This is a genomic window from Nitrospira sp., assembly GCA_015709715.1.
Lineage (GTDB): Bacteria > Nitrospirota > Nitrospiria > Nitrospirales > Nitrospiraceae > Nitrospira_A.
On the sequence record CP054184.1, the window covers coordinates 569,553 to 596,413 of the forward strand.

A 26,861-nucleotide genomic window follows, 5' to 3' on the forward strand; every position below is an offset into this window, starting at 1 on the left:
ACTCTGGCATGAATCTTGATATTAAGAGAGAATTGCATAAGTCGTTGATTTCATTCATTTCACAGGTACAGTACTTGTACGGCTCTTTGGAGTCAGAGCCGAGTACTCGGTTTTTCCTCTGTACTCACGCATGGACCTTCCAAATGCTCCGCTTGGTGCGTCCGCCGCGGTTGGTTTTGACGTTCTTCCGCTCATACTCGTACCCCAGCTTGGTCAGCTGCATGGTCAACTCTTGCGCCGTGATCCGTTCCTGCATCTGCCCCAGCAGGAACCTCCGGAACCCCTCAGCGACAATGTGGACCTCGCCCTTGAACTTGAACGGTCGATAGTTGAAGGCGGCTTTTTCCCATTGGTCCTCTGGCTCCACACCCTCCGAGAGGTACATTTCGAGCCAGTTCTCCATTCTGCCTTTGTTGGTCCCGATTTCTACGTCGACGTTTTCCACGGCCAGAAAGAGCCGTGTCAGGATTTCGTGCCACTTCTCCGCCTTAAATGTCGGGATCCGCACATCGGTATGATCGAAGATCAGCCGGCGAAAACGGGTCTGTGAATCGAAGTCGTCAATGCTCGCTGCCGCAACCTTCCGTCCGTTGACCTGCAGTTCATAGCTGTTCGTTTCACTGCGGAAGCGAACCAGTTTCGTAATCTCCACGCCCAGGTTGATCGACAGCAGCGCCAGGATCTCCGCCGGGTCCTTGGCGATATGCTCCGGAAGGGCCTTTCCCTTCTCGAGGTCCTCGTTCAACTGCCGTCGTTCTTCGACACCCTTCCCGGCAATGGCCAGGTCGAGCGTCCGCTTGTAGTAGTCCTTCCGGAGCTTCAGATCCTCGCCGTGTTTCCGGCGATGTGCCACGAGGAGATTGACCACCTCTTGTGCCGTCCACCCAGCCGCAAGGGCCCTGGTCGCCAGACTCATGTCGTAGCTGCTGGCTGACTGGTCTTGCAGATCCTTCCGGGCATGTTGCCAGGAGAGCCGAAATGTCGTGTCGACTTCGCAGAGCAGCAGAAACTTTTCCGCCGGCGGTTCCGCTGCCGCATTCAGATCGAACGTCCACTCAAGGGAAACCGCAGCCGGCTTGTCTCCGTCCGGCTCTGTTGTCAGGTAGTCTTTGAAGTCCGACGGGTTGTACCGCGAGTCGGTGAGGCTCAGGAGCTTGGTTCGCTTTGGGACTCCCTTCCGGTTCCAGGTCCCCGGCAGGCGCATGACTCGCGTAATGTCGCCCACCTGATCCGCGTCCCAGCCCTTCGCCTTGGCTTTGGCGCGCAGCGTGGAGCACCAGCCCTTGGTCAGGGCTTCGGCGTCCGCCCGATCCTGCTCGCTGTCAAAGATCCAGGGTTCCCGAAACAGCCACCAGGCCTGCAGGCCCCGACCACTGTGGATCACCGCCGATGGCGGCAAGCCCATGTCGGCAATGAGCTGCATCGCCTCCGCTTCGGTCGGCGGGAGATTTGGTTTCTTGTGTTCGGCGCCGTAATCGATATCCAGCCAGACCCCCGGGATGGCCACCACGTCGGCCTTCTCACCCCGGAGCGTGGGCCCGAGGTTCGCACCTCGGAGCCCACAGCCGATGTAGACATTTTCTTTCGCGGCCCAGGTGTCGATCGCCGCCAGCTCATCGGCGCCGATTTCGGAGACCCAGCTGGACCGCTTGGACGGCGCGCCCCAAAAGAGGCACCACCGTCCATCGAGGTCCGGCCACAGCGCCGACAGAAACCGCGAGAGGTCGCTATTCTCCGTCTGCTGGGTCGGCATCAATCACCGTCGCCTGTGAGAACATTTCACGCATGGCTTTGCCGATGGTTTCGACCTTCGCGAGTTCATCCGCCTCGAGATTCCGTCCCCGCGTCAGCGAGGCCACGGAATACTCATTCTTGGGGCCCTGCTTCTTCTCAAGCCGCAGCTGTGTGGTCACATGCCGGAACGACAGCCCGTTATTGACGAGGCGCAGGAAATACTGCCGGGAATTTTTCAGCGAGGTTGCCGGCAGGGACACCAGTAGGGGCATGATGTTTTCCTGGCGCAGGAACAGCATGATGCGTTTCTGCTTGCAGGCTTGGCCGGCCGCAGGTTTGCCGGCCTCATCGACCGCCGTCCCGAATTGGGCCATGGGACAGGTCGCACAGTTTCCGCCGTGCATGGCCGCAATGGTCCCGATCCCGGTGAGTCCGTCATCTGACCGGCAATCTGGAGGCTTGTTCCCACCGTCCTTGCTGGCCCAGTAGCCGCGAGTATCCTTGAAGTGCAGGACAATCCCCTCTACAGCTTTCATGGGCTCGCTGCCGTCTAGGGTCGGCACTTCCCACACGGTCATGCCGCCCGTTGGGACCTTGATCTTGTCCAGGTCGGAGACCTTGAGCCCTTGCGTTCCGACGCTGTCCTTGAGAATGGCCGCAAGTTTCGCCGCCGGCACGGCCAGTGCCTTATATTCATTCTTCACGAGTTCCGGCACGTTCGCCGTTGCGACACTGGTCTCTTTCTTCGCCATGGCCCATCCTTTCTGAGTGATGTACCGATACAGTACACCGGGGTTAAAAAATTAGCCCTTCTTGCACCGCAAGGAGAACTGCTCCGTGATTTTCAGCGTGCCCCGCAGAGAGGCCGGGAATGTCGCCAGCAGTTCTTCCGGTTTCACCTTGGCGCCGGCAAACTTCTCTTCTTCGATTTCCCGCACCCAGGACGACAACCGTTGATGATTGATCGCCTCTTTCACGAGATCGCCGAGGCCCTCTGACTTCAGGGATTCCATGAGCAACATGCTGGACCCGTCGACCGCGCCCGCGCGCAGGTCCCGGCGAATATAGACCACCTGCCCGCCCTTGGACTTCATCGACTGCATCCCGGCATTCTCGAACCGCTCCATGATTTGCGTCTCCAATTTGGCCATTTGGGACTTGATCGCTTCCAAGTCCTCATCCGCCTTCTTCTTCTTTTCGTCCAGCTCAATAAACTGATTCACAAGGTCTGCTGTTGTCGCTGCCATGACTCCTCCTTTTTTCGCGCCTACACCGATGCCTCTTCGACGAACCGATTCCATTCATTGATCTGGTCACGTCCGCATCCCGCGCAGAGCCGCATCCCGCGCACGTGGTACAGTTCATTATCCTTCACGCGGCACAGACAGACCGGGCATTGCGAGAGTCGATTATCCTCCCCCATCTCGTTCATGCCTTCACTCCTTTCAACACGCTCTCGACCACGTCCTGGCGTGCCTCGAGCGCCTTGTAGACCGCCTCGTCGACCGTGTCCCGTGCAACCAGATGGAAATAGGTCACATTCCTGTTTTGGCCTGGCCTGTGCGTACGCTTCCGCGCCTGGAGATACTCGCCCAGAGAGAACCCGAGCGAGTAGAAGACGCAATATCGCGCCCGCACAAGATTAATCCCGACACCGCCGCTCTGGATCTGGACCGCAAGAACTGGCGCCGCACCCGATTGCCAAGCAGCAAGTTCGTTTTTGCGTCCAGACAATTCGAGGGAGGCCCGCCCAAGAGCAGCGGCCACCGTATGCACGGCGTCGAGGTCGTGGTGAAATCGGCAGAAGATAACGATGGGTTCTTCATCGTTCAGGTCCTCCATAAGATCGGCCAGCGCGTCCTGCTTGGCCGAATCCACTTGTACGAGTTCTCCATCGACGCCCGTTCCGACGTCATGGTCCTTCTTTGCCCAGCCGCTGGCAATTTGCTGCAATCGCAGCAGTCGCGTCAGGGCATTGCTCGCTGTGACCGTCCCATCGGCTACCCCCACCACAAACTCATCTTTCAGGGTCTTATAGAGCCGCATGGCATAGGCCGACAGCCGCACAGGCCGGACCACGTCGACGGCTTCCGGCAGGTTTTGCACATCCACCGATGTGACCCGGTAGGCGATGGAATAGAATTTCTTCTGCAGATCGTCCTGGTTTTCGTATCCCAGGACTTGATGATTGCCGTAGCCACCCATCTTGGCGTAGCGTGCCCGGAATGCCGTGAAGCTGGTCCCAAAGATCCCCTTGTCCAGGAATCGGTACTGCGCGTACACATCGAGGGGACTGTGAGGCATCGGGGTCCCTGTCAGGCACAACCGGTTCGGCGTGACATCGCCCAGGCGGGACACGAACATAGCCGCTTTCCCGCCAGGGGCTTTGATCCGGTGGGACTCGTCACAAATCACGGCATCCCAGCCGGCCCGCAGGAGGGTATTGCTCATGCCGTCCCTCCAAGCCGCGTCATAGTTCAGAATGACGATCGCCGGTGTGGACCGTGCCCGCTGCAGCGTCAGGAACGTCGCCAGGGCCTCACTGCGCTGCTTCGTGGTTCCATCATCGAGGGGGAGGCATCCCACTGGCCGCGCACCATGCCGCTCGAACTCCGCCGGCCACACTTGGACCACTGACTTAGGACACAGAATCAAGGTGCGCATCCATCCTTTATTGATAACAATATCGACCGCAATTTTTGACTTGCGTTCAGCCCGTCCCCATGTCCAGCGCGAGCATAACGGCTCCACGCGGACGGGGACGGGTAGACGCCTCCTTAACGTCCATGGAAGTGATGCCTGGCATGTTCAGCCCTCGTCATCAATTGAAGGTTTTCCGGTCGGTTGTCTCGCTTATCTTCGTTTTTATGATGCACGATTTCATCTGATCGAAGCGGCCGTCCGATGATGCGCTCCATCACCACACGATGCTCATGCCGCCCATAGCACTTTCGATAGGTCTTCCGCTCTCCCCGATCAATATGCGCCGCGCGAATCTTGTCCTTAAATCGTCTCCCGACCTCGGCGTTGCGCCGAGGGTTATTGTGCTTTTTCAGCCAGCACTGGCGGGAGCAGTAGAGCCGTGGCGTCCTCTCCGGATAGGACCAGGCCGTAAATTCACGCTGGCAGGTTGGGCACATGGTCGTAATCTTCGGCACCTTACAGACCTCCCAGCATATCGATCGCGAACCAGAATGCCCGCGCCTGATGTGGCCAGGGCGTGGTTTTGGTCTGCGGAATGTTCGGCAGGTTTTCCGCCGTCTTCAACTCGGCCGCTTTGGCGATCCGCTCTGCCTCCACGAGCAGCGCCGCGGCATGATCGCTCCACGTGCTGGTTTCCGAAGGAATCGCGTCAAAGACCGCCCGCGCAGCATGCGGCGTCGGCGGGTAGACCCAGACATGCAGCTCCTTGTTCCAGCGCGCGCCGGGAACCCCTTTCAGGGCATCCTTCAGCGCAAACGGCGCCCGGACGGCCAGCTTGTCATCGGTGAGATACACATGGCAGAGCATAGCTAGTTCTCCTCGGCGCGACGTGCCGCCTCAATGCGGTCCAGCATCCAGGCCACGCCCCCCACCCACCCAAGGGCAAATCCGAGCCCCGCGACAATGATCATTCGCATACGTCCCCCTACTTCCTGGCCTTCAGCCAAGCCGCGATATACCGAGCCTGCAGGACCCTCTGCGGAAGGCCTCGCTGTCGACTGTTCCGCGCTGTCCGGCAGCAATGCGCGGCTCCATAGAACAAAACCCCCAGCATGGCCGCGTCCATGATCCAGCCGAGATAGATCAACATGGGAACCTCCGTCAGGACTTGGTGGGCGCACTCGGTTTCAGGCCGGCCTCTTGCTCCAACAGCGGGAGCCCCAGCTCGAGACAGCGGATAATCTGCGCGCTCACCGTCCATCGCGGGCGCGCCTTCTGGACGCGCTTCATGCGCCGATGTACCGATGGATCGGGATACCCAACAACGGGCTTCGAGAATGCGGGATTGTGCGGCATAACGACCTCCTACTGTATGGTGCTGTACTTGTACAGTACAAGTATGATACTGTCAAGCACAAAAATACACGGATTGATTTTGTAGAAAAAGAGCTGGACGCGGAACTATTCCGGTACTATACTTTCACTGTAAGCGCAGTACGAGAAAGGAGGTGATGTATGATGGCAACAGCCAGCGTGAAGAAGTCGGGCCGGTCGAGTGAGCGCGTGAAGCGCGTTCACGATCTTGACCAGGTGACGGCGTGGGTCAACCCGCGTCTGGGTATCAAGGAGCGGTTGAAGCGCATTAAGGAGATTGATCAACGGCAGTCGGAAAGCCGAGTGGCCGAGGATGCGCTCTTGATGTATTTGCCGATCCTGGAGCAACGCATTTTGCCCAGCTATGGAGTGCCCGCCCGGGAGAAGAAGCCCGGGGCCTAGTTGGGGAGATACCGAGGGTAGCGCAGTAGGAGTGTGACTGGGGAGGGAGAACAGGAGTTGGTCGGGGCGAGAGGATTTGAACCTCTGACATCCTGCTCCCAAAGCAGGCGCGCTACCAGGCTGCGCTACGCCCCGACTGATTGATGCTCCGCCAACATCCCCCGTAACAGGTCCTTCGCTTGCGCAAAGGCCCGCGCACGATGGCTGATCCGGTTCTTCACATCCGGCGGCAACTGGGCCAAGGTCTGCCGGCGGTCCTCCAGCAGGAAAATGGGATCGTAACCAAACCCATGGGACCCGGTTGCCGCTTCGGCAATCCACCCCTCCAACGTCCCCTTCACCGAGGCCGTGCGGCCGCCGGGAAAGGCAATGGCCGCGACCGTGACAAACCGCGCCTGCCGGTTGCTCGCAGGCACATCACGCAGTTCCTGTAATAGTTTGCGGCAATTGTCCTCGTAGGTGGCCTGTTCCCCCGCATAGCGGGCGGCGAAGGCTCCCGGACGGCCCCCCAAGGCGTCGACCTCCAGTCCAGTGTCGTCGGCGACGGCCGGGAGGCCGGTGTACTGCGCAATCTCCACAGCCTTCTTCAGGGCATTGGCCTCGCAGGTTTCACCGTCTTCAACCACGTCCGGCGCCTGGGGAAAGTCATCCAACGTCATAATGGCGACGTCTAGATCCCGCAACAAGGCCATCAGCTCCTGCTTCTTGTGCTGATTCCGGGTCGCAAGGACGATTCGCCTGGTCACTCGAGCGCCCCGATCAACGACTTCTGCATCTCGACCAGTTCGCAAATCGCGCCCCAGCCGAGATGGAGAAACTCGTCCATATCCTTCTTGTCGAACGGCGTCCGTTCAGCCGTGCCCTGCACTTCCACGTACCGTCCCGCGCCGGTCATCACCAGGTTGAGGTCTACATCTGCCTGTGAATCCTCTTGGTAGGCCAAGTCGACCATCACCGTTCCGCCGACCTTGCCCACGCTGATCGCCGCCAGGTAATCGGCCAGCGGACTCTTTTTGATCAATTCTTTCCGTTTCAACACGGCCAGGGCGTCCGCCAGCGCGATGAAGGCCCCGGTGATGGACGCGGTGCGCGTCCCGCCGTCCGCTTGGATGACATCGCAATCGATCCAGACGGTTCGTTCGCCTAACCGGGTGGTATCGGTCACGGCCCGCAAGGCCCGTCCTACCAGCCGTTGAATTTCAAGCGTCCGTCCACCCTGTTTGCCCTTCACCGCCTCGCGCGGCGACCGATCATGGGTCGCTCGCGGCAACATCGCATATTCCGCCGTCACCCAGCCTCGGCCCTTGTCCCGCAAGAAGGGCGGGACCTTTTCCTCCACCGAAGCCGTGCAAATCACCTTCGTATCGCCCATTTCGATCAGCACCGAACCTTCAGCATGCTTGATGAAGTCCCGCGTCACCTTGACGGGACGGATTTGATCCCGCCGCCGCCCGTCGACCCGACTGCCGCTTGCCCCGCTCACCATCGACTCGCTCTCCTTCCCGCACCTCGGCCATTCAAAGGTGCGAATTATAGTGAAGGGTCCGGTAAAGAGCAAACGCTGTCATCCCCTCACCAACGGCGGAAAAATTTTCCCCCTCGACATCACGGTTCCGGACAGGCGACGGCAGTGGCGTCAGAGTTGACACTCCGACCGATTCTCGTACCGAGTGAGGTCCGTATGGTTGCCCACAGGAACTTGTCCCGCATTCACAGGAGTTACTGTTTCCGCTTCCTTCGAATTTTTCATGGCATGGAAGGTGCAAAATCCCCAAGTTCCATCTTGTTCCCACTACAGACCCAGGAACAATTGACCGATAAGCGATCGACCCCTAACAGCGCGAGTGAGTCCATATGAGTAGTTCGACCGTCAGTGAACCGACCGTGAAACCGTCACTACTGGAAAACCGCAATATCCTCATCGTCGACGACGAGGAGCCCATTCGTCGTCTATTGGGCTATCTGCTTCAGCCCCACGGCTACCAGGTCAGCTTGGCGGGAGAGTCCCGCGAGGCTCGTCAACATTTGGATAGGGGGCCCTTTGCCCTCGTGCTCTGTGATGTCAACATGCCGGGTGAGTCCGGCATGGACCTCGTCCGCCATATCCTGACGGAATATCCCTCCACGGCCGTCATCATGATCACCGGCCTCGACAGCCCCGTGCTCGCCAACGCCGCACTGGACATGGGCGCCTTCGGCTACATCATCAAGCCCTTCGAGGCGAACGAGGTGCTGATCAACGTCGCCAATGCCCTGCGGCGCCGCAAGCTCGAAATCGAAAACGCCATGCACCGGGAGAATCTGGAAGAAGTCGTGCGTACGAGGACCATCGCCCTACAGCAAGCGCTGGATTGGCTGGAGCGGAGCGAAAAGGAACTACGGTTGTCGCGCGAGGAGACGATCCAACGACTCGCCATCGCCGCGGAATTTCGTGACAGCGCCACAGCCCAACACATTCAACGAATGAGCCACTACTGCGAGTTGCTGGCCCGCCGTTCCGGCCTGTCCGCCGAGCGTTGCGACCTCATTCGCACCGCAAGCCCGATGCACGATATCGGGAAGATCGGCACCCCCGACCATGTCCTGCTGAAGCCGGGGAAATTTACGCCGGAGGAGTTCAAAGTCATCACTCAGCATACGGAGATCGGCTACCGCATTCTCGCCGGGTCCGATTCCGAACTGCTCAAGGTCGCGGCGCTGATCGCCTGGACGCATCACGAACGGTACGACGGTACGGGCTATCCGCGCGGGCTCAAGGGAAACGAGATTCCCTTGGAAGGGCGGATCGTGTCCATCGCCGACAATTTCGACGCGCTCACGACCGAGCGGGTCTACAAGCCGGCCTACGACTTCGAACATGCGAAGGAATTGATGATCAAGGAGCGGGGCAAACATTTCGACCCCGAACTGCTCGACGTCTTCATGGCGTCGATGGACGAGATTCGACGCATCCATGACCAGTATGAAGACCGCTCGCTTCGCAGCCCCCTGCGCCAGAGCGCGGCGCTCTCGAAGGATGGAAAGCCCCATGGCACGACGGACTACGCCTGAGTCGAACAAGAAGCCGGGAGCCCAGTCCGGTCGCAAGTCATCTGCGGAAGCCGGCTCGCATCCGCCTCTCCATGATGCCGACAACGCGCCGGCGCGCCGACCGGCACGAAACTGGGTCGCCTACCTCTGCGAGACTCTCGCCGCCTCCGGCCTGATGCCCACCTGGGAAGCCGCCACCTATCTGACCGACAACCTCTTCGGCGACAAACCGAACCTGCGCCTCCTCCGCACCGCCAGCCCCCACGAAGACACCATCAACCTGCTCCAACGCCTCTACCAGCCGCTCGTGGAAGCCGCGACACGAGAGGTGTCCCTCCCCTCCGCTGCCAAGATCCATGTCTTTACCGACGTGAGCCTCACGGGAAACTCCGCCGTGCTGGTCGTGTATCTGGCGGGGGAAGAATCCCTCCCGCAGCTGTTGTTGCTGGATGCCGTAAAGGCCTGGGATTTGGTCTTCGAGAATGCCGATCGGTTCAACGATTGGGCAGAAGGGCGCTACCGTATGCTGCGGACTGCGCTGGCCGACCTCGTCGACAGCGCCGACTCCACCCCACTCCCCTACGCGTCGTAATTGAGGTTCGGCGCCAGCCAGCGTTCTACCTCTGCGACAGACAGCCCTTTTCGCGCCGCATAGTCCTCCACCTGATCGCGGTTGATCTTGCCCACGGCGAAGTACTTGGCTTGCGGATGCGCAAAGTACAGACCGCTGACCGAGGCGGCCGGGAACATGGCGAACGACTCCGTGAGCGTCACGCCACATCGCGCCTCGGCCTCCAGCAGGTTGAAGAGGAGGCGTTTTTCCGTGTGGTCGGGACAGGCCGGGTACCCGGGCGCGGGACGGATACCGCGATAACGCTCCCGAATGAGATCTTCATTCGTCAGGGATTCATCTTTGCCGTATCCCCACTCTCGGCGCGCCTCCCGATGGAGCCACTCCGCGAACGCTTCTGCCAAGCGATCGGCCAAGGCCTTGACCATGATCGAGTTGTAGTCATCATGGTCCTTCTCAAACTGGGCGCAGAGTTCCGGCACGCCAATGCCGGCCGTGACTGCGAAGGCCCCGAGATGATCGACTCGCCCGGACTCTTTCGGCGCAATGAAGTCCGCCAAGGCCAGATTGAATTGGTCGTCGGGCTTGTCCGTTTGCTGGCGCAACGTATGGAAGACAGTGTGGAGCGTCCGCCGATCGTCCGCGCCATACACCTCGATATCGTCGCCCACGCTGTTGGCCGGGAAGAAACCGTACACGCCTCGCGCGGTCAGCAGGTTCTGCTGGATGATCCGCTCCAGCAGGGCTTGCGCATCCGCGAGTAGCTCCTTCGCCTTGGGTCCGACGGTGGCATCGTCTAAGATCGCGGGATACCGACCTCGAAGTTCCCACGTGTGGAAAAACGGCGACCAGTCAATATAGGGCACCAGCTCACGAAGCGGCATGCGATCGATGCTGCGCAGGCCAAGGAAGGAGGGCCTCGGAATATCGGCCGTCCCCCAGTCGGTCGGCAAGCGATGGCGTCTCGCTTCCGCCAGCGCACGGAGTGGTTTGGCGCCGCGATCTTGATGCGCCTGCCTCACCCGTTCGTAGTCTTCGCAAACGGCCTCGGTGAAACTCTTCCGTTGCTCGCTGTTGACCAGACTCCCCACCACCCCGACGGCCCGTGACGCATCCAGCACGTGCACGGTCGCGTGGCGATAGGCCGGCGCGATCTTCACCGCCGTATGGGCCTTGCTGGTCGTCGCCCCGCCGATCAGCAGGGGGAGATCGAATCCCTCGCGGGTCATCTCCTTCGCTACATGCACCATTTCATCCAACGACGGCGTGATGAGGCCGCTCAGCCCGATGACGTCGACCTTCTGGTCGCGCGCGGTCGCCAGAATCTTCTCGCAGGACACCATCACCCCGAGATCGACCACGTCATAGTTGTTGCAGCCCAACACGACGCCCACGATGTTCTTGCCGATGTCGTGCACATCGCCCTTGACGGTGGCAAGCAAGACCTTTCCGTTTGCGCGCGCCGTGCCCAGCCGCTGTTTCTCCGCTTCCATGAAAGGCATCAAGTAGGCCACGGCCTTCTTCATCACCCGCGCGCTCTTCACGACCTGCGGCAGGAACATCTTTCCGGATCCGAAGAGGTCGCCTACGATATTCATGCCGTCCATCAGCGGTCCCTCGATCACGTCGAGCGGCCGAGCGGCCTTTCGCCGAGCCTCCTCGACATCCTGATCGATGTAGTCCGTCAAGCCCTTCACCAAGGCGTGGGCCAACCGTTGCTCGACCGGCTGATTCCGCCATTCGTCGTCCTTGACGGCCGCCTTGCCCTTTTGCTTGACCGTGTCGGCAAACGCCACCAGTCGCTCCGTGGCATCCGGCCGGCGATTCAACAAGACATCCTCTACCAGCATCAGCAGATCTTTCGGAATTTCCTCATACACCGCGAGTTGCCCGGCATTCACGATCCCCATGTCGAGACCGGCCTGAATCGCGTGATAGAGAAAGGCCGCGTGCATCGCCTCCCGCACCACGTTGTTCCCGCGAAACGAGAAGGAGATGTTGCTGACGCCGCCGCTGACCTTGGCAAGCGGGAGATGCTGCTTAATCCATCGGGTCGCTTCGATGAAATCGACGGCGTAATTGTTGTGCTCCTCCAGCCCGGTGGCGACCGTGAGGATATTCGGATCGAAAATGATGTCCTGCGGCGGTACGCTCACCTGTTCGGTCAGCAGGCGGTAGGAGCGTTCGCAGATCTCGATCCGTCTGGTGTAGGAGTCGGCCTGGCCACGCTCATCGAACGCCATCACGACCATGGCTGCGCCATACCGGCGGATGAGCCTGGCCTGTTCGAGGAACTTGGCCTCACCCTCCTTCAAGCTGATCGAGTTGACGACCCCCTTGCCCTGGATGTTGCGGAGCCCCTCCTCGATGACCTCCCACTTGGAGCTGTCCACCATGATCGGAACGCGGGCGATGTCCGACTCCGCAGCCAAGAGGCGCAAGAACCGTTGCATGGCGGCCCTGGAGTCCAACAAACCCTCGTCCATGTTGATGTCGATGATCTGGGCGCCGCCCTCGACCTGCTGACGGGCCACCGTCAGGGCCTTATCGTAGTCGCCGGCCAAGATCAGTTTGGAAAAGGCGGGCGAGCCGGTGATGTTCGTCCGTTCGCCGACGTTCACGAAGTTCGATTCCGGACGCACGGTCAAGGCTTCGAGCCCGCTGAGCCGCAGGTAGGGCGGGACTGTGGGAGGCCGCCTCGGATCCACTCCCCGCACGGCTTCGGCAATCGCGCGAATATGATCTGGCGTCGTACCGCAACAACCGCCCAGGATGTTGAGCCACCCGTTCTGCGCCCACTCCCGTAATTGCGGAGCCAAGGAGTCGGGTGTTTCCGGGAATCCCGTCGGCAACAGCGGGTTGGGCAGGCCCGCGTTGGGATGGCTGCTCACGAAGATCGGCGCGATCTGAGCCAGTTCTTCGATCAACGGCCTCATCTCCTTCGGCCCCAGCGCACAATTCATCCCGACGCTGAGCAACGGCACATGGGAGATGGAATTCCAGAACCCTTCGACGGTTTGGCCCGAAAAGCCGCGATTGCTCCCGGCCTGGATGAAGGTGACGGAGGCCATGACCGGCACCTGCCTGGCGCCCTCCGCATAGAGCTGCTGAATGGCGAAAAATGCCGCTTTGGCGTTGAGGGTGTCGAAAATGGTCTCGACCAACAACAGATCGGCGCCGCCGTCCAACAGACCGCGCACCTGATCGGCATAAGCCGCCACCAACTCCTCGAACGTGCAGCCCCGCGCCGCGGCGTCGTTCGAATCCGTGGACACCGACGAGGTCTTCGTCGTGGGCCCGATGGCGCCTGCAACAAAACAGCGTCGACCCGGTTGCGTCACCGTCACCTGGGCGACGGCACGCCGCGCACATTCGGCCCCTGCTTTGGAGAGTTCATAGCCCAAGTCGGCCATATCGTAGTCGGCCAAGGAAATGGCTTGTGAATTGAACGTATTCGTTTCGATGATGTCCGCACCGGCTTCGAGATACTGTCGGTGGATGTCCTCGATCACGGCGGGCCTGGTCACGTTCAGCAAATCATTGTGGCCCTTCAGGTCCTTGGTCCAATGGCTGAAGCGCTCCCCCCGGAACGCCGCCTCGTCCAACCGGTACCGTTGGATCATGGTGCCCATGGCTCCGTCCAGGATCAGGATGCGTTGGCGTAAGAGTTCGCGAATGTCCGGTTCCGGCATCACAACCTATGTCTTTCTGTCACCGAGTGTGTGGGTCTGCTCAAGCTCGGGGTGACTTACAAGTAGAGCGGCATCATATCGGGACGGACTTCTTCCGGCAAGCCGTGGCACGGTTCGCGCCTTGACATTGCCCACCCTGGCCGATACGATGCCTCGCATTGTCTGGCCCGAGCCTGAGTTTGTCCTATGGCACATCAGACAGTGTCTCGGCTTCTGTTCCTCGGTCTCCTGTGCGTGGTGATGGTCCTGACGAGTTCGGCTTCCGCACCGGCGTGGGCCGGCGCCTATTTTGAAGACGGGTACCTCGGGCTCTCCCAGAGTGACCTGCACCAGAAGCTCGGCCTGCCGCAAGCCGTGCGGGACCGCAAGTCGGCCTTGCGCGTATTCACCTATTATCCGATCGGTGATTGGGACCAGTACTTTAAAAAGGTGGTCTCGCCGGAAAACGGCGAGGACGTTTACACCTATAAGCGAGACGGCATCGATGTCCGGTATTCGTTCAGCTATACCTTCGATCGCAACGACCAGAGCGAACAACGGCCCCTGTTCGTACGCCTGGTCGATATCGAATTCACCCCGCCGGTTCCCCTGAGCAAGATTCCCGAATTGGTGCCGGAGTTCAAACCCTCCGAAGATGCGAACGCCCCGGTCTTCCGATCAAATATCATGTTGCTCTTTTTCAGCGGCCCCTCGTCGCCCGAGGCGCGGTTTCTCGTGCGGGAAAAGGGAAAGGAATCGCTGGATTGGTCGCTGGCCTTCCAGATGTTCGCGCTCCAAGGCCTGCCCGACCCGTTGACCTCCAAGGCCCTGATCGACCGGCTGGAAATCAGCACCCAAAGCCTCGCGCTCGTGAAATTGCGCCAACGCAATACGCACGAACCGATTCTCAATCCCTATTCCAAGGCCTTTGCCCAACAACCGCCGCCGCCGCCGGCCGTAAAGAAAATTCCCGTCCCCAAGTACGCCGAGTAGCTGCCGGGCCTGCAGCCGAAATCCCTGTGAGCGCGCGCCCTCCCACTCCCTTGACGGAGCGAAAAACGATTGTTTAGCATGCATTGGCAGGCTGGCCTCTCTCAGGCTGGTACGAAGGAAGGACACTTGTGACGGAACACACGACCTCAGCACCCCAGATCTCGGCCCCCGATGCGACCCCGGAGCCGACCCCCTTTCTTCGGCAGCGGCCGGTACGGATCATCATCAACACCTTTTTGGGGCTGTTCGTGGTGAGCCTGATCGCCTTTCGTTTCGTCCCCGGTTGGCTCGACCCGGACTTCTCGAAACACATCGAGAGCCATCGCGTGATGGTCGGGATGGATCGCAAACAGGTGCTGGAAGCCTGGGGTTCGCCCAATACGATGAACGTCTCCCACACCAGCGACGGATTACGTCGCGAAGAATGGATTTATGAAGATTGGGAAAGCTCGTCGGTCGTGAAGCACCGCTACCTGTATTTCGAAGAGGGGAAACTGATCGGCGGCCACTTTGCGGGGTCCGACGTGCGGCTGCCCCTGCCCGTGAATCCCGAACCGGTCAAACCGAAGGGCCACCCCTAGCCTTCATTCAGTCTCTGCGGTCGCCTCCCTGATCTGCAGGGCCAGGCGACTGATGAGGATCGCCGCCCGAGTTTTTTCCCGTTCCGCCACCATGACGCGACCGCCCAAGAGTGAGACGCCGGGATAGAGCGCTCCGACATGTTCGTGATGCACGGCATAGGGAATGCCGTTCCCTTCGAGCAGGCTCTTGATCAACGCCAGTTCCCCAACATCCCTGGGATAACAGAGCGGAACCAGCTTCGCGGAACCGGATCGCGGATCTCCCATCATTTCGCCGTACCTCCGCCGGACAGGACACCATTCATTGCAATTATCCCCCACTGCCCATACACTGACCTTATGACCGGAGAGGCAGACATGGAGCCACATGGTTGACCGGGAAGGGACGATCGTCTCGAACCGGACACCAGGAAGGGGCCTAGGGCGTTTCGGTAATCTGGACGCGTCGCTCCTTGCCCGGTCCGCCGGACACGGTCAAGACCCGCTTCCATTCTCGTACCTGATAGATCGCCCAGGCCTGAGGCTGGTTCTTGTAAAAGGCCTCAGGATCTTCACCCGAGGCGTTCAGATAAATCGGCTCCGTAAACCCTTCGTCCAGCACATAGTCGAGCAAACATTCCGTCGTGAATCCCTTGCCGCGCAACGCCACTTCGGCAAGGAAGTTCAGGATCTCGTCCGAGTTCTGAATAGTGACAGGTTTCATACGATTAGTATCCGATTGTAGCGATTGACAAAGAGGGAAGGCAAGGCATGACACAGCGGCGACTCCCCAAGCGGATGTTTCTAGAACGGCTCTTGACGCTTATGGACGGCAAACACCACTGGGCCTGGCCCCTTCTCATGGGTCCCGGCATCAGCAAGGACCGGTTGAAAATCCACTACCAGCAGGAATACTTGGTCTACGTGCGGGACTTTCCCGTACTCCTGGCACGGGTGCATGGCCAAAATCCACCCCCGGATGTCCGGCGCATGCTGGCGGCAAACATTTACGAAGAAGACACCGGCGGCCTCTCCTTCGGCCGATCACACCCCGAGTTGTTCAACGAAATGATGGCGGGACTGGGTTTCTCCACGGCCACCTTTCGCCAGGCGCGGCTGCTTCCCGCCGGCGCCCGCTACCGGGCCTGGCTGGAAGAGGTGACCATCAGCCGCGATTGGGTGGTGGGCGCGGCAGCCTTGGCCGTATTCGTCGAAGGCAGCGTGAAGGATCGGCAGGAAATCCTGGCCCCCTCCAAGCCCAAGACAGACGAGGAGATCGAAGTCTATATCGATGCACACCCATTGATTCGCCACCATGGGATCGCTCGGAAGCACATGGACTTGATCCGAGCGCACCAAAAGGTAGAAGCCGGACACCGCCAGGATGCCTATGCGATGGTCGTCACCTACGCCGACAGTCGCAAAAGACAAGATGCGGTGCTCGACTGTGTCTCAAAGGGGCTGGCCCTCTGGATGGCCTACCGGGACGGCGTGGCCAAGGCCTGTGGGGTGAAACGCACATGACCGGATGTCGCGCCGTTTTACAGACCTGCGTCTGTCTCTGGCTCTTGTGGGCTGCGGGATATGTACTGCCCATCCAAGCAGACCCCTTGCCAGACGACATGGTGCTGATTCCGGCCGGCGAATTCACGATGGGCACCGCGGCGGGAAGCGGCGGGTTGCCCGATGAACAACCGTTGCGCCGAGTCTATCTCGGAGCCTTCTGGATCGATCGGTACGAGGCGACCAACACCGACTACCAACGATTCGTGGAGGCCACCGGCTACCAGGCTCCGGCCCACGCCACAGCCGCGGCCACCCTCTGGGAGCAGAACAAACCGATAGCCGGCATCGAACGGCATCCCGTCGTCAACGTGAACTGGCTGGATGCGGTGCAGTTCTGCCGCTGGGCCGGCAAACGCCTTCCGACCGAAGCGGAGTGGGAAAAGGCCGCACGCGGCACCGACGGCCGCACCTATCCCTGGGGCAACGAGTGGGATCTTACGAAGAGCAACAGCGCCAGTTACTGGGCGGGTGAAACCGTTCACATCGCCGACAGTCGCGAATGGGAAGCCTTCTGGCTCAAGGGGGTCGGTGCCGCCGTGTCAAAGGCGAAGGGCATCAAGGGTGAGGTGCTCACGATGCCCGTGGGCAGTTTCCCCGAAGGAGCCAGCCCCTACGGTGTCTTGGACATGGCGGGCAACGCCGCCGAGTGGGTCCAAGACTGGTACAACCCCAACTTTTACCGCATCGCGCCCCTGACCAATCCCCAGGGCCCTGACCGTGGCGCCATCAAGGCGATGCGGGGTGGCTCCTGGTTGAAGCCCGCCGTCAGCTTGCGCACCACCGACCGCGACTGGGGCACGATGGACAGCCGGCCGTCCGGCACCGGTTTCCGTTGCGCCCGCGACGCCTATTAACGCCTGGCTGAATTTCAGTAGACGCTAGGTCCCTCCCTCGCTGGCCGGTATACTGCAAGAAATCCTGCGCCCGATCGCACTTCATGAAGGTCCGCAGCAACCATTCCTCCATCACTGGCTTCTGGATCGGCCTCACGGGTCTCACCTTCTTGGTGGGGCTGCGATTCGTCGAGCACGTCGCCACGTGGCTCCCTTACTTTCTCTTGGGCCTTTCTGTCACGGCGCTCCTGCTCTGGCACTATCGAACGGGGGCGCGGGACAGACATCCACGGCCGGAGCAGATCTTCCTCGATGCCGCGCCGGACGCCGCGTTCACCATTGATCGCCGAGGCCTCGTCACCGCCTGGAACCACCATGCCGAGCGGACCTTCGGGTACGACCGCGAGGAGGCCCTGGGCCGGGAGTTCGCGGACCTGATCGCCGGAGATGAGGCACGGCCGTCACTCATCGCGGCGGTGCGGCAATGTTGGAGCAGCGAGGGGTCACCGGCCCCACGCCATCGATTGGACGTAATTGCGCGACACAAGCAGGGAGGCACGATTCCTATCGAACTTACCCTGCTGCCAATGGGCGACGCGGAGAGGTCAGCCTTGTGTCTGTTCGCCCGTGACACCACCGACCGTGAAGAGGGAGAAGCCACCCTACGCCGGGCGCGGGAAGCGGCGGAAGAAGCCAGTCGCGCCAAGAGTGATTTTCTGGCGAGCGTCAGTCATGAAATTCGGACGCCGTTGAACGCCGTGTGCGGCACCATCGACCTCCTCCTCGCCACGTCCCTCACGCCTTCGCAGCGCCAGTACGGCGAAATGTGCGCCAAGGCAGGTCACACCCTCTTGCGCTTGGTCACCGACCTGTTGGATTTTTCGCGCATCGAAGCGGGCCAGATTCAGGTGGAGCAAATCCCCTTCGACATCCATCAGGTCGTAGAACGGACCGTCCAGCTGCTGGCCCATCGCGCTGAAGAAAAACACTTGTCGCTCACCTGCGAACTGTCGCCGGAGATCCCTCGGTATCTGGAGGGCGATGGGTTCCGGCTCCATCAAGTCCTGGTGAACCTCCTGGGCAATGCGATCAAATTCACCGACCACGGTGGGATCATCCTGCGCGTGACAGTCGAGCGATCCGCCGGAGAGGGAGAGAGGCTCCGCATTGCGGTACGAGACAGCGGCATCGGCATTCCATCCGATCAACTCGAACGCATCTTCGGCCGGTTCACCCAAGTGGATGCTCAAGCCCGCCGCCAAGGTGGTGTGGGGCTCGGCCTCGCGATCTGTAAACGTCTCGTCCACCTGATGGGAGGAACAATCTGGGCCGAGAGCGACCAGGAGCACGGCAGCACCTTCACGGTCGATTTGCCGCTCAAGGCGGTCAGTGAACCGGAATCGTTGGGGAACCAAGGCCTCGACCGTCGCGCCTCGGTGCTCCCCTCACGGCCTACGGCTCACCCATCGGGTGGTCGGGGATTACGCGTGTTGGTCGCGGAGGACTCCGCCGAATCCCAGCAATTGCTGCGGTTCTATTTCCAGCACAGTCCGCACCAGGTCCGAATCGTCTCGAACGGTGAAGAGGCCATCGCGGCGTTTCAAGCCGGCCTGTTCGACCTGGTCCTGCTCGACCTGCAGATGCCCGGCATCGACGGCCTCACCGCCGTGCGTACCATCCGCGCCTGGGAATCGGTCCATCGCCACACATCGATTCCCATCCTGGCCTTGACCGCCAACGCCTACCGCGATGCCGAAGAGCAGAGTCTCGCCGCCGGCTGCACAGGTTTTTTGACCAAGCCCATCACCAAGTCTCAGTTATTCGAGGCGCTGCAACGGTATGAGGTTCCCCCTTCTGAAGCACCGGCTCAGGCGGAGGATTCCGGCCTCTCCCTCGATCTCGCCGCTCGCATCAGTCGCGAGATCCAACGTCAACGTCCTCAATTCCTCGCCTACCGCCGACAGGACGTGGAATTTATCCGACAGGCGGTCGCAGCACAGGACTATGACGCCATTCGGACCATCGGCCACCGTATGAAGGGCTTGTCGGGCTCCTATGGATTCCCGGAGATCGGCGCGGTGGGACAACGACTGGAGCAAGCAGCCAGAAGCGGCGACCTCGCGGCCATCCAGCAGGAGATCGACCACCTGGAGACGATTCTCGCCGACGCAGACCAAGCCGCCTGAGTCTCCAGGCTCCGGCAAAGGAGCACAGGGACATGAGCATTCTCATCATCGACGACTGCCAGGAAGAGCGCGACCTGCTGCACACGATTCTCCACAGCGCAGGCTTCGGTCCCCTACTGCCCATGGCGACGGCCCGAGAGGCGCTCTTGCACCTCGGCATCGGCAAGGGGGGTATGCCGGCGACGACGGTGGACTTACTGTTGATGGATCTGGAGATGCCGGACCTCGACGGCTTGGAAGCCTGTCGGCGTATCCGGGCGGAGGAACGACTGCAAGGCCTGCCGATCATCATCGTCACGGCCCACACCACGGCAGAGGACATTCAAGCCGCCTACACCGCAGGCGCAACGGATTACATTCGGAAGCCCGTGATCCCCGCCGAACTCGTGGCGCGATCGGCCAATTCCCTCAGTTTGAAGCAGGAGATCGATGCCAGGAAATTACGCGAGCAGGAACTGCTGGAGCGCACCAAAGAACTCGACCACGCCTTCGAGAAGATCACCACGTCCCACGGAACCCTGCAGGTCTGCGCGAAATGTAAACGAGTGAAAACCGACGGCTCCTATTGGCAACGCATCGAAGACTACCTCCGCCAGCACGCGCGCCGGAGAGTCTCCGAAGCGGTCTGCGACTCTTGTCTCCACCGGGCCTACCCGCAATTGAACCAGGCTCGCTGACCGCATCCGGACCTTCCTCGGCTCGATCACTGTCGCCGGGCGGAAGACTCGTTCAGCACAAACTCCACCGCCTCCACCTGCACGACCGGCATAATGAGCCCTCGCCCCTCTTCCTCATGGGAAAAATCGTAGACGATGGACTCCGCGGGGATGAGGCGGCCGACGACCACCACATCGATCGGAATCGTCCGCTCCTGGCGGAAACGGACCTTGAGGGCCGCGGTGGCCGGCCCCGCCTGCGCGATCAACGTCGCGGGAAGATCTTCGTGCTTGAATCGCACATCGCCCCAAGGAGTGGGATTGAACCGGGGCCCCAGCGCCACCCGAAACCCCTGCTCCTCCTCATCGAACCGCGAGAGCTCGCCGAACCACAGGAAGGCGATGCGTTGGTGCAGGGCCGGTTTTCCCTCCCGCTTGGCATCCCGCTCGCGATTCAAAGTAAACAATCGATCATCATGGCCGGGATCGTGGTGCCCGTATCCGTAGACGGCCGCCCAATCGGGTGGGTCGCCGTCGAGTTCTGCAAGGAACTGTGCGATCGAGGAGGGGTCGAACAGGTAGTGCGTATCGGGAGGAAGGCGCAGCAAGACCGCCTCGATCGCCCCATGCAGGGGTCTGATGCCGGAGACCTCGTCGGCGTACGCAGTGAAGAGGGGGAACCAGGTCAGCACGAGACCCAAGAACATTGCGCGCAGGGTCAGCGGATAGACCGGCATGTCACGCGATTGCAGCAACCACCATCTGTTGGAACAGGGCGCGCAGGTCCTTGGTGCCCGCATGGTCCCAGGACAACACGCCAGCTTCTACCAACACCTCCAGACGGGGTTCCGGGTCCAAGCGGACCAGCTGAGAACGAGACAACGAGTGGGACTTCAAGACCTGGGCATAGACGCCCAACCAGGATTCCGTCACCGCTCGTAATCCGGCGTCATTCGGCTTCATGCGCCCCAAGCGAACCTGCTGCAGCAGCTTGATCAAAGGATCGGACTGCGCAATCGTGTTGATGGCCCGCTGTAGGTGCTGGTCCTGTTCATCCATCGGAAACAGCTCGTCGAAAGTGAGGGCGTTCAATTCATGGAACAGGCACCGGGGCCGCGCGGATCGCCGCAGCTTCCGCAGCCTCCGCCCGGCGCGGCGGACCCGCCGGTCCAATCGCCGGTCGCTCCGACACCGAAGGCCGAAAACTGTTTGTGCAAGACCGTCGCGCGGCAGGCCGGACAGGCCGGAACCGTGTCGCCTCGCACCAAGAGTTCAAAACGGTGGTTGCATTCTTGACAGACGTACTCGAAGATGGGCATGGCGTTGGTCTCCTTGAACAATGGAGGCATTATATGTAACGCCGAATCCCGTTCGCAATCAACCGACGAGGAATACGCACGATGTGGATAGAAGAAAAGACGTTTACGTTCCGTATCAGCCTGGAGGCTCATTTCCCAGACGACTATGAAGGTGACCAGGACGAACAGGCTTGGGTAAAAGAATGGGAACGGTACATCAAGCCCGTTTTGCTCAAGAACCTGTTCGACAGCCTGAGGCAATACCCGGCATGGACGAGTCACGTCAGGAACCGCGGGAAATCGGCGGACGACGAGATCGAAGTGGCGTTGATCCGGGACTTCTCCCCCGAAGCGGACAATGCGCGTAAGCCCTATGGATGACCGGGCATCGCGCGGGCTCTACCTGCATATTCCTTTCTGCCAGCAACGCTGTCACTTCTGCGCCTTCTATCTGGAAATTCACCAGCCGGAAGCCGCCGAGGCGTTCGTGGAATCGCTCCTCGCCGAGCTGCAGTTGTATGGAGCCCAAGATCCGTTCGACGGTGCGCCGCTGGATTCGATCTATTTCGGCGGCGGCACCCCGACCACGCTGACGCCGCAGCACCTGAGCAAACTCCTGTCGACGGCCCGCCGGACTTTCGGCCTGGCGCAGGATGCAGAGATCACGGTCGAGGCCCATCCGGCCTCGGTTTCACGCGAAGGGCTTTCCCGCCTGCGACAGGCGGGCTTTACCAGGCTCAGCTTCGGAGCCGAATCGATGGACCAGCAGGAGCTGACTCTGGTCGGCCGCCCAGGTTCCCCCACCGACACGGCCACGATGGTGGCTGCCGCGAGAGATGCCGGGTTCGTCGCCCTCAATCTGGATCTCATGTACGGTCTCCCGGGACAAACCCTTGCCAGCTGGGCCCGGTCCTTACGCGAGGTCCTGGAGCTCGACCCGACCCACATCTCCTGTTATGCCTTGACGGTCGAGGCAGGCACGAGGCTGCAGGGCGCCGTCCAGCGGGGGCTGGTTCCGGCACCGGACGAAGGTCTTCAAAACGAGATGGAAGACATGGCCGAAGGTCTTCTGCGCGAAGCAGGGTACAACCGGTACGAGATCTCCAACTATTGCCGGCCCGGATTCGCCAGCCGCCACAATCGACTCTACTGGACCGGCGGCCAATACCTGGGTCTCGGCCCCAGCGCGCAGTCCTACGTCAACGGACGGCGGTTCGGCAACGTCGCCGATCTGGCACTGTACAATCGCATGTTGCGCCGAGGCGAGTGCCCGATTGAGGAGAGCCAGCAATTGCCGACCGCCGTCGCCATCGGGGAACGGGTTGTGTTCGGCCTCCGCCTCACCGAGGGCGTCTCGCTGCAGCACGTGGGAGTAGCGGCCATCCCCAGCCTCGCACGACGGATCGACGACTTGGTCGAAGTCGCCCTCTTGGAACGAGCAGGCAACTCCATCCGATTGACCACTCAGGGACGACGCTACGCAGACCATGTCGCCCTCTCGCTGTGGAGCAGCGTGGAGGCCCCCCCTTCATCCGCCGCTCCCATTGACTTCCGGCACAGACAGAGGAGAGACTGAGCGGCGGAAAGGAGAGAGCCCATGCCAGTCAATATGGATCCCAGCAAACGTCGCCGTCGCCGCCAACTTGAGGAGGCTGCCGCCGCTCAGGAACCGGCAGCGGTGCAAACCAAGCAATTCGGGGAAGAGACGGAAGAAGACCGGGAAAAGGCCATCGCGGACGCGGAACGCAAGAACCTGTGGGATGCGACCGAAGTGATCGATATGGACAACTGGTAGTGACCCGCCCCTCCCTTCGCGATGCGCTGTTCCACCCCTTCCACCTCTGCGCTCCGGCGACGTTGGATCGGCTGTTGAGCCGGTACGACAGAATCCACTTTCGGGATTACATGGCCCTTCGCCTCACGCCGTTGATGGGGACGACGGCCTATCATGACCGCATGGGGGATTCACAGCCCGCCCTCGTGACGGAAGGACGGATCGTGCAGGGATACAACGTCAGTGGCGCCCTGGACCAGGACGCCATCGCCGCCGTCGATCGCGATCTCGGCGACGCCGACTGGCGCCGCCTCTTCCACGAGGCCCTTCGGGAAAATCGGCGGTTTCAGCGTGGCCTGTTCGATCTCACCCACTCGATGCGCATCGGCGCGGCACTCCTGCCTGGCCCTGCGGCGTTGCTCCGGCTGCTCGAACCGGATTGCGTCTCCCAGAGCTACCGATTCCATCGCGTGCAACAACTGGCCGGCCCTTCCCCATCCCTCGAAGACGCCTTTGCGTTCGAGTACGGACTGGCCCTGGTCAAAACTGCCGCAGCTCAGGTCTATACCCTTCGCCTCGCCTCGGCCCACCGGCTCGTGGCCGTAACAGATTCCCCTGCGCATCATGCCCTCTTGAGCCGCTCCCTCGAACGAGAAGGAATCCAGCTGGCCACCGAATTGCTTTGAGGGTCCCAACGCCAAGCCACCTGCCCCACGAAGTCCCGTCCCGACAGCAGTTCATCAGCTTCGCCCGTTTCCGGTTGCGCTTGCCCCCCGGTTGCCTGCTACACTCGGACACGAGCCGACCGCGCATGAGCACCCTCACCCCAGCCATCACCCCGGAAGCCCTCGACACGACGGACACCGGCACGGGCGATGACCTTGAGGCCCGGGTCATCGTGTTCAACTGTGACTGCCATACCTACCAACAGGTCATCAGCCTGTTCTGCAAAGTCATTCCCGGCATGACCTCCTCGCGGGCGTTCGAATTGGCCTGGCGTATCGACCACGAGGGACAGGCGACGGTCTATTCAGGAGCAAGAAAAACGGCGGAGGAGATCGGAACCAAACTCGCCGCGGGTGGGCTTCGAGTCGGGGTTCAGTGAAGGGATGGCGACAAAGAGGGTGGTCGGTTACTTGGCTCGTTTTTTCGCCGGTTGCGGTTTGGCTGCTTTGGGTTTTGCAGCCGACGGGGCCTGAGCGACCCCGGCCTTAGGAGCCACCTTCGGACTCCCATGCACGGCTTTCTGAGGCTTGGCGGATTTGGTGGCGGCCTGCGAGGCTTTCTGTTCCTGCGCAGCGGCAGTCTTGTAGTATGACTTATTCAACTTGTTGAGCATGTCGCCGTTTAACACGCGCACCTGGTAGAGTTCGAACAGCTTGCTGACTGCCTTGGGGTCGCCCTTGCGAGCCAAGGCCAACAGCCGCCGTCGCTGATTCATCTCTTCTTCTTCTGTATGAGACGCTGCCCGACGCTCCATAGCGCTCCTTTCCAAAACTCCAAGAACCTGACCGGCCCAGGCCCATTCTCATATAGGGATGGGCTACCAGTGTATCAGATTCGGCCTAGCCAGTACTATAGAAATTCCAAGCCGACCGGCAGTGTTCTCGATTCAGGTGAGAACCGGTTTGGGAGGGGGCTGGAATCGTTCCCAATCCGGGTTGTAGAAGCGCCGCCGTCGTCTCTATAATCCGATTTGGATTCACTCAGACAGAAGGAAGGAGCCAGACCATGCAGACTTCAGCACCGACGGAAACCAGGACCGATACAGCCGATGACCCCCAAGCCCGGAAAACGTTGCAAGAGGCCTTTGAGAACACCGCTCGCTGGCAGCCTGACTTCAAAGGGTTTTCCGCGGACTTGACCGTCAATACCAATGGCCAAGTGCTCAAGGGCACCGTGGTGCTGAAAAGCCCTCGTGAGGTGACCGTTCAGTTGCCCGACGAAGCAGTTCAGAAGTGGGCGCAGGAGCAGATTGGGATGATCGCCGTGCACCGGGGCCCGCGCAAGTTCGAGGAATCGGACGGCAAGTATCGCCTCACCTTCGGCGCGGAGGATGGACACCCCTTCGGTCGCCGTTTGAATATCGCGGGAGACGGCAACCAGTCGTTCTACCGGATCAAGGACGGACGCATCACCCAGATTAACCGCAGGATGGAGCGCGTCGCCTTCACGATCAATGTCGAGGAAAGCGCCACCACGCAGGACGGCAAGCATCTCACCACGAAATACACCGTCTACTATTACTCGCCGCAGGATGCGAAACTCCGCACGGTCGAGAGCTTCACGGACACACATGCCAGGGTCGGGTCCTCCGACCTGCCAGGCACCAGACGCATCATCTCCTATGAGGACGGCGAAGTCCTGGTGAGGACCCTCACGTTCCAAAACCACAAGCTCTTGGCCTGATGGATTTGCGGCAGAGATTCCCGCGCAGCATGCGTGTCACGCTGGAAGGGCATGTGCACCTCGCACGCATGATCGACAAGTGCCGCGCCTGGCTGGCGGGAACCCAGGGCGAATACATCTACCCCTGTCCAATGGATGAACGGCTGTTGGAGTTTGCCGGCATCACGGCGGCGCAGTTCACGGCCGCCGTGCAGACACACTCCACCGATGCCGGGGTGGCCGATTGGTTCCGACGGACTGCCCAGCCTCACGATCAGAGGGCATTGGACGAGTGGAACCACATGATGCTGACGCGAGGCCCCAGTACACCTGAAAAACAGGCATCCTTCAATCGATACCGCGATGCCGTCGATCCCTCTCGCATCGACATCACCGCTTGGTCCGACCTGCAAGACCTGGAGGAAGGCCGCCCCGTCCCACGACGGCATCCCACACCATCCACTCACTGACCGGGAGGTTCAACCATGGCGCTCGTGCAACAGAACTTGGTTCCAGGAACCGGCGATCATCTCATCACACTCGATACCGAAACCAATCTCGAATGGCTCAGCCTTGACGCCACGTTAAACCTATCCTACCTGGAGGTGCTGAGCGGCGCCGGCGGCTACACCACCACTTATGGGTTCCGCTATGCAACCGGCGCGGAGATCGCGCTGCTCCTGCAACATGCCGGCATTACGAAGTATGGTCTCACGCAGGTGGTGCCGTTTCCGCAGAGCAACCACGTGGCCATGGAGACCTTTATCGAACTGATGGGAGGGGTCTCACTTTACCCGTCCGTCACCAGTGGATCAGTCCTGATTCAAACACAGGGCATGATGAAGTTTCGAGGAGCCGGCGTCCCCTCGCCGACTGTCCCCATGAGCGCAAGCCAACTCTGGCTCTTCAAGAATAATCCAAACAGTTCGTACGCAGATACGAATCCGGCAGGCCCGGCCGGAAAGCGAGCGCCGGAGATCGCGTCCTATCTGGTTCGGAACGGCGTCCAGGCAGCCAGCTCCCTGTCGCGCAGTAAGACGGTCGTGAAGACGCGGACCAGCCGGCGCCGTTGACTTGTCCTCCTCATCGGCATAGGCTGGGACCTGTTTCGGCGTCACTGCGTTTCAACCAGGAGGGGTCGCATGCGAGACCTCACTCCCCCAGACCACCAGCACCGGCCGT

The 26,861-nt window shown here is 60.8% G+C and carries 35 protein-coding genes and 1 tRNA gene; 17 read left to right on the plus strand and 19 right to left on the minus strand.

Annotated features, from left to right (window positions below):
- Window positions 1–124: 124 nt before the first annotated feature.
- From HRU82_02700 to HRU82_02740, 9 genes are all read right to left on the minus strand, one after another.
- Entirely contained in the window at window positions 125–1,753 is a 1,629-nt protein-coding gene (locus HRU82_02700; GenBank protein ID QOJ33924.1) for a hypothetical protein, read from the minus strand.
- A complete protein-coding gene (locus HRU82_02705) occupies window positions 1,728–2,486 on the minus strand; it encodes a hypothetical protein (protein ID QOJ33925.1) in 759 nt (252 codons plus the stop codon). The genes HRU82_02700 and HRU82_02705 overlap by 26 nt, the downstream gene beginning before the upstream one ends.
- A 51-nt stretch (window positions 2,487–2,537) precedes the next feature.
- Window positions 2,538–2,981: a hypothetical protein gene (locus tag HRU82_02710; GenBank protein ID QOJ33926.1), complete on the minus strand. Its 444-nt coding sequence runs from the start codon at window positions 2,979–2,981 to the stop codon at window positions 2,538–2,540.
- A 20-nt stretch (window positions 2,982–3,001) separates the two neighbouring features.
- Window positions 3,002–3,166 (minus strand): hypothetical protein, encoded by a 165-nt coding sequence (locus HRU82_02715; GenBank protein ID QOJ33927.1) that lies wholly within the window; start codon window positions 3,164–3,166, stop codon window positions 3,002–3,004.
- A complete protein-coding gene (locus HRU82_02720; GenBank protein ID QOJ33928.1) occupies window positions 3,163–4,398 on the minus strand; it encodes a hypothetical protein in 1,236 nt (411 codons plus the stop codon). The genes HRU82_02715 and HRU82_02720 overlap by 4 nt, the downstream gene beginning before the upstream one ends.
- A gap of 113 nt (window positions 4,399–4,511) precedes the next feature.
- The gene (locus tag HRU82_02725) at window positions 4,512–4,874 is read right to left on the minus strand and encodes an HNH endonuclease (GenBank protein ID QOJ37089.1); all 363 of its coding nucleotides are present in this window, start codon (window positions 4,872–4,874) and stop codon (window positions 4,512–4,514) included.
- Window positions 4,875–4,893: 19 nt separating this feature from the next.
- Complete coding sequence (locus HRU82_02730) at window positions 4,894–5,244, minus strand: hypothetical protein (GenBank protein ID QOJ33929.1); 351 nt, start codon at window positions 5,242–5,244, stop codon at window positions 4,894–4,896.
- A 118-nt stretch (window positions 5,245–5,362) separates the two neighbouring features.
- Window positions 5,363–5,527, minus strand: coding sequence for a hypothetical protein (locus HRU82_02735; protein QOJ33930.1), 165 nt, complete (start codon window positions 5,525–5,527; stop codon window positions 5,363–5,365).
- Between the two features lie 11 nt (window positions 5,528–5,538).
- The gene (locus tag HRU82_02740) at window positions 5,539–5,733 is read right to left on the minus strand and encodes a hypothetical protein (protein QOJ33931.1); all 195 of its coding nucleotides are present in this window, start codon (window positions 5,731–5,733) and stop codon (window positions 5,539–5,541) included.
- A gap of 159 nt (window positions 5,734–5,892) precedes the next feature.
- On the opposite strand from HRU82_02740, the gene HRU82_02745 reads away from it, so the two are divergent.
- Window positions 5,893–6,153, plus strand: coding sequence for a hypothetical protein (locus HRU82_02745; GenBank protein QOJ33932.1), 261 nt, complete (start codon window positions 5,893–5,895; stop codon window positions 6,151–6,153).
- Between the two features lie 58 nt (window positions 6,154–6,211).
- Here the strand turns inward: HRU82_02745 and HRU82_02750 are convergent.
- The 3 genes from HRU82_02750 to rph all read right to left on the minus strand — a co-directional run bounded on the left by HRU82_02750 (window position 6,212) and on the right by rph (window position 7,639).
- A tRNA-Pro gene (locus HRU82_02750) sits at window positions 6,212–6,288 on the minus strand.
- Window positions 6,279–6,899: an XTP/dITP diphosphatase gene (locus HRU82_02755; GenBank protein ID QOJ33933.1), complete on the minus strand. Its 621-nt coding sequence runs from the start codon at window positions 6,897–6,899 to the stop codon at window positions 6,279–6,281. Before HRU82_02755 ends, HRU82_02750 begins: the two co-directional genes overlap by 10 nt.
- Window positions 6,896–7,639 (minus strand): ribonuclease PH, encoded by a 744-nt coding sequence (gene rph / locus HRU82_02760; protein QOJ33934.1) that lies wholly within the window; start codon window positions 7,637–7,639, stop codon window positions 6,896–6,898. Before rph ends, HRU82_02755 begins: the two co-directional genes overlap by 4 nt.
- A 368-nt stretch (window positions 7,640–8,007) precedes the next feature.
- Here rph and HRU82_02765 point away from each other — a divergent pair, with 368 nt between their 5' ends.
- Window positions 8,008–9,204: a response regulator gene (locus tag HRU82_02765; protein QOJ33935.1), complete on the plus strand. Its 1,197-nt coding sequence runs from the start codon at window positions 8,008–8,010 to the stop codon at window positions 9,202–9,204.
- Window positions 9,182–9,775, plus strand: coding sequence for a hypothetical protein (locus HRU82_02770; GenBank protein ID QOJ33936.1), 594 nt, complete (start codon window positions 9,182–9,184; stop codon window positions 9,773–9,775). Before HRU82_02765 ends, HRU82_02770 begins: the two co-directional genes overlap by 23 nt.
- Here the strand turns inward: HRU82_02770 and metH are convergent.
- Entirely contained in the window at window positions 9,763–13,446 is a 3,684-nt protein-coding gene (gene metH / locus HRU82_02775) for a methionine synthase (GenBank protein QOJ33937.1), read from the minus strand. The genes HRU82_02770 and metH overlap by 13 nt on opposite strands.
- A 186-nt stretch (window positions 13,447–13,632) precedes the next feature.
- On the opposite strand from metH, the gene HRU82_02780 reads away from it, so the two are divergent.
- Complete coding sequence (locus HRU82_02780) at window positions 13,633–14,418, plus strand: hypothetical protein (protein QOJ33938.1); 786 nt, start codon at window positions 13,633–13,635, stop codon at window positions 14,416–14,418.
- A 128-nt stretch (window positions 14,419–14,546) separates the two neighbouring features.
- Entirely contained in the window at window positions 14,547–14,999 is a 453-nt protein-coding gene (locus tag HRU82_02785) for a hypothetical protein (protein ID QOJ33939.1), read from the plus strand.
- A 3-nt stretch (window positions 15,000–15,002) separates the two neighbouring features.
- Here HRU82_02785 and HRU82_02790 read toward each other — a convergent pair whose 3' ends face one another.
- Together HRU82_02790 and HRU82_02795 are read right to left on the minus strand one after the other, a co-directional pair.
- The gene (locus tag HRU82_02790) at window positions 15,003–15,269 is read right to left on the minus strand and encodes a DUF2007 domain-containing protein (GenBank protein ID QOJ33940.1); all 267 of its coding nucleotides are present in this window, start codon (window positions 15,267–15,269) and stop codon (window positions 15,003–15,005) included.
- Between the two features lie 148 nt (window positions 15,270–15,417).
- Window positions 15,418–15,702: a hypothetical protein gene (locus HRU82_02795; protein ID QOJ33941.1), complete on the minus strand. Its 285-nt coding sequence runs from the start codon at window positions 15,700–15,702 to the stop codon at window positions 15,418–15,420.
- 74 nt (window positions 15,703–15,776) lie between these two features.
- Here HRU82_02795 and HRU82_02800 point away from each other — a divergent pair, with 74 nt between their 5' ends.
- The 4 genes from HRU82_02800 (at window position 15,777) to HRU82_02815 (ending at window position 20,240) form a co-directional block, all read left to right on the plus strand.
- Window positions 15,777–16,502, plus strand: coding sequence for an iron-containing redox enzyme family protein (locus HRU82_02800; protein ID QOJ37090.1), 726 nt, complete (start codon window positions 15,777–15,779; stop codon window positions 16,500–16,502).
- Window positions 16,499–17,398 (plus strand): formylglycine-generating enzyme family protein, encoded by a 900-nt coding sequence (locus HRU82_02805; protein ID QOJ33942.1) that lies wholly within the window; start codon window positions 16,499–16,501, stop codon window positions 17,396–17,398. The genes HRU82_02800 and HRU82_02805 overlap by 4 nt, the downstream gene beginning before the upstream one ends.
- An 83-nt stretch (window positions 17,399–17,481) precedes the next feature.
- The gene (locus tag HRU82_02810) at window positions 17,482–19,563 is read left to right on the plus strand and encodes a response regulator (GenBank protein ID QOJ33943.1); all 2,082 of its coding nucleotides are present in this window, start codon (window positions 17,482–17,484) and stop codon (window positions 19,561–19,563) included.
- 32 nt (window positions 19,564–19,595) lie between these two features.
- On the plus strand, window positions 19,596–20,240 hold the full coding sequence (locus HRU82_02815; protein ID QOJ33944.1) for a response regulator: 645 nt from the start codon (window positions 19,596–19,598) through the stop codon (window positions 20,238–20,240).
- A 26-nt stretch (window positions 20,241–20,266) separates the two neighbouring features.
- On the opposite strand, the gene HRU82_02820 is transcribed toward HRU82_02815, so the two are convergent.
- From HRU82_02820 to HRU82_02830, 3 genes are read right to left on the minus strand one after another with little or no spacing between them, the layout of a single operon-like run.
- Window positions 20,267–20,956 carry a hypothetical protein gene (locus tag HRU82_02820; GenBank protein ID QOJ33945.1) on the minus strand — a complete coding sequence of 230 codons (690 nt, stop codon included), beginning with the start codon at window positions 20,954–20,956 and terminating at the stop codon, window positions 20,267–20,269.
- A gap of 1 nt (window position 20,957) precedes the next feature.
- Window positions 20,958–21,278 carry a hypothetical protein gene (locus HRU82_02825; GenBank protein QOJ33946.1) on the minus strand — a complete coding sequence of 107 codons (321 nt, stop codon included), beginning with the start codon at window positions 21,276–21,278 and terminating at the stop codon, window positions 20,958–20,960.
- 29 nt (window positions 21,279–21,307) lie between these two features.
- A complete protein-coding gene (locus HRU82_02830; GenBank protein QOJ33947.1) occupies window positions 21,308–21,538 on the minus strand; it encodes a zinc ribbon domain-containing protein in 231 nt (76 codons plus the stop codon).
- 81 nt (window positions 21,539–21,619) lie between these two features.
- On the opposite strand from HRU82_02830, the gene HRU82_02835 reads away from it, so the two are divergent.
- From HRU82_02835 to HRU82_02855, 5 genes are all read left to right on the plus strand, one after another.
- The gene (locus HRU82_02835) at window positions 21,620–21,898 is read left to right on the plus strand and encodes a hypothetical protein (protein QOJ33948.1); all 279 of its coding nucleotides are present in this window, start codon (window positions 21,620–21,622) and stop codon (window positions 21,896–21,898) included.
- Window positions 21,891–23,093, plus strand: coding sequence for a radical SAM family heme chaperone HemW (hemW, locus tag HRU82_02840; protein ID QOJ33949.1), 1,203 nt, complete (start codon window positions 21,891–21,893; stop codon window positions 23,091–23,093). Before HRU82_02835 ends, hemW begins: the two co-directional genes overlap by 8 nt.
- A gap of 21 nt (window positions 23,094–23,114) precedes the next feature.
- The gene (locus HRU82_02845) at window positions 23,115–23,312 is read left to right on the plus strand and encodes a hypothetical protein (protein ID QOJ33950.1); all 198 of its coding nucleotides are present in this window, start codon (window positions 23,115–23,117) and stop codon (window positions 23,310–23,312) included.
- Window positions 23,312–23,977 carry a hypothetical protein gene (locus HRU82_02850; protein ID QOJ33951.1) on the plus strand — a complete coding sequence of 222 codons (666 nt, stop codon included), beginning with the start codon at window positions 23,312–23,314 and terminating at the stop codon, window positions 23,975–23,977. Before HRU82_02845 ends, HRU82_02850 begins: the two co-directional genes overlap by 1 nt.
- Window positions 23,978–24,102: 125 nt before the next feature.
- Window positions 24,103–24,396, plus strand: a complete 294-nt coding sequence (locus tag HRU82_02855; GenBank protein QOJ33952.1) for an ATP-dependent Clp protease adaptor ClpS — start codon at window positions 24,103–24,105, stop codon at window positions 24,394–24,396.
- Window positions 24,397–24,423: 27 nt separating this feature from the next.
- Here HRU82_02855 and HRU82_02860 read toward each other — a convergent pair whose 3' ends face one another.
- A complete protein-coding gene (locus HRU82_02860; protein ID QOJ33953.1) occupies window positions 24,424–24,771 on the minus strand; it encodes a hypothetical protein in 348 nt (115 codons plus the stop codon).
- Window positions 24,772–25,022: 251 nt separating this feature from the next.
- Between HRU82_02860 and HRU82_02865 the strand changes: the two genes are divergently transcribed.
- The 3 genes from HRU82_02865 to HRU82_02875 are packed head-to-tail and all read left to right on the plus strand — an operon-like array spanning window position 25,023 to window position 26,752.
- Window positions 25,023–25,700, plus strand: a complete 678-nt coding sequence (locus tag HRU82_02865) for a DUF3386 domain-containing protein (GenBank protein ID QOJ33954.1) — start codon at window positions 25,023–25,025, stop codon at window positions 25,698–25,700.
- Window positions 25,700–26,149, plus strand: coding sequence for a DUF5069 domain-containing protein (locus HRU82_02870; protein ID QOJ33955.1), 450 nt, complete (start codon window positions 25,700–25,702; stop codon window positions 26,147–26,149). Before HRU82_02865 ends, HRU82_02870 begins: the two co-directional genes overlap by 1 nt.
- Window positions 26,150–26,164: 15 nt before the next feature.
- On the plus strand, window positions 26,165–26,752 hold the full coding sequence (locus HRU82_02875) for a hypothetical protein (protein ID QOJ33956.1): 588 nt from the start codon (window positions 26,165–26,167) through the stop codon (window positions 26,750–26,752).
- Window positions 26,753–26,861 lie beyond the last annotated feature (109 nt).